The organism is Bradyrhizobium sp. Unk1 (assembly GCF_059512345.1).
In genome coordinates, this window is record NZ_JCAMOP010000149.1 from 1 (window position 1) to 2,117 (window position 2,117).

General features: G+C 61.7%; 1 protein-coding gene and 1 pseudogene. Both read right to left on the minus strand.

Features of this window, described 5'->3' with window-relative positions; genetic code table 11:
• Positions 1 to 165: 165 nt before the first annotated feature.
• Positions 166 to 1,682 (minus strand): annotated as a pseudogene (gene tnpC, locus AC5ZFO_RS47730) (IS66 family transposase).
• Positions 1,683 to 1,730: 48 nt separating this feature from the next.
• A complete protein-coding gene (gene tnpB / locus AC5ZFO_RS47735; protein ID WP_496124232.1) occupies positions 1,731 to 2,075 on the minus strand; it encodes an IS66 family insertion sequence element accessory protein TnpB in 345 nt (114 codons plus the stop codon).
• Positions 2,076 to 2,117: the final 42 nt, after the last annotated feature.

Here is a 2,117-nt window from a genome sequence, read left to right on the forward strand (position 1 = left end):
GCGCTTCTCCTAGGATTACCCCTAGGACCTGCAGCCCTCGCGTCCCTCAAACAAGACGGCCTTTGGCGGAGGGATACCGAAACTCTGGCCGTTGCGCAGTTCGACCGTCGTGCGTGCATCGTAAGCGTCCGGAGCTTGCACCGGACCTCATCCCTTGACAGGATTTTATACTTTCCAAGCCCACGGCAGTAACTCGTCGAGGCGATTGACGGGATGTCCATCGACCATCCGCGTGAGCACATCGCGAAGATAATTGTAGGGCTCGACGCCGTTCAATTTGCAGGATTCGATGAGCGAGCAGAGCACTGCCCAGCGATTTCCGCCGCCGTCGCTCCCGGCAAAAAGGTGGTTTTTACGCCCGAGCGCCACAGGACGGATCGCGCGTTCGACCGGGTTGGTATCGAGCTCAACGCGGCCGTCGTTCAGGAAGCGTGTCAGCCCTTCCCACCGCGAGAGCGCGTAGCGCATCGCCTCGGCGAGCTTGGCGCGACCGGGTAGCAGGGGCAGCTGCGTCTCGATCCAGAGCCGGAATCTATCGACGAGCGACCTCGATATTGAGCGCCTCGCGGCCAGTCGGTGCGCAGGCGATTGACCGCGGATTTGGGCCTCGACGGCATAGATTTCGCTGATCCGGCGCAGTGCTTCCAACGCCAACGGCGCACCGTCAGCCTCTGCAATTTCGTAAAATTTGCGCCTTGCATGGGCCCAACAGGCGGCAAGAATGATGTTGCCGCTACCGGTCCGCCGCTCGAAGCCGGCACAGCCATCGACGTGCAGAACACCCTTAAAATGCTCGAGATGCGAGGCGGGACGCTCGGCTTTTCGATCCGGTGCGAACACGTAAACTGCTGCCGGCGGCGCTGGTCCGCTCCAGCCGCGCTGGTCGCGGGCATAGACCCACAATCGCCCGCTTTTTGTCCGTCCTCGGCCCGGATCGAGCACCGGGATAGGCGTATCATCGGCAAAAAGATGGTCGGAAGCGAACAGGTTTTTGCATAGCCGTTCTTGCAAAGCTTCGAACCACCAGCAGGCGCCGCCAACCCAGCCAGCGAGCGTCGAGCGCTCCAGTTCGACGCCGTGACGCGCAAAAATCTGCGCCTGGCGATAGAGCGGCGTGTGGTCGCAATACTTGCTCACCAGCACATGGGCGAGCAGGGCCGGCGTGGCCAATCCGCCCGCGATCGGCCGTTCAGGAGCGGCGGCCTGGGTGATGGTCCCACAGGCGCGGCAGGCAAATTTCGGGCGACGGATACGCACGACACGCACCTCGGCCGGCACCCAGTCCAGCATCTCGCTGACGCTCTCGCCGTGGCATGCAGGGCTCCGCCGCAGCACGCGCAAGCCTCGCTGCCCGCGCCAAGAACGATCTCTTCGCGCGGCAGATGATCGGGCAACGATTTGCGTTTCGGCGGTGCGGATGGAGACGGCGCGGGCGCTGCAATCGCGTCCAGATTGGTCTCGGCAACGGGCAGATCGATGTCCAGATCTTCAAATCCAATCGCAAATTGGTCTGCGTCGAGACGCTCGGAGCGGCGCCCATATTGCGCGCGCTGAAGCTGTTTGATGATCAGACGGAGGCGTTCGATCTCACTGTTTCGATGCTCGATCAGCGAGGCGATATCGCGCACCAGACGATGCAGAAGCGCTGGGTCGGACGGCAGATTGTTGAGGTCAAGCTGCATATCCGATTCTACTCGGACAGGCTGATTCGATGAAGCGGATTCGCTATATTACAAGGGGTTTTTGCGTATCAGCCCGCGATTGCAGGCCGCCATCGACGCTCCGGCGTGCGCCAGTCGATGCCTTCGATCAGCATCGCCAGTTTGCGTCGGCGACAACGTGACCGTGCCGCCCGGATCGCTCATTCTGGGCCAGATGAAGCCGCCTTGATCGAGCCTTTTGGTGAACAGGCAAAGCCCGTTGCCGTCCCAGAACAGGATCTTCAGAATGCACGCGCGTTTGCCGCGGAAGGCAAACAGATGGCCGGAGAACGGGTCCTTCTTCAGCGTTTCCTGGACGATGGTCGCGAGCCCGTCGAGGCCCTTGCGGTTATGTGGTGCACCACATAACCGCAATTATGCGGAGCCCACGATTATGCGGAGTGTGCGGCGGGAAGT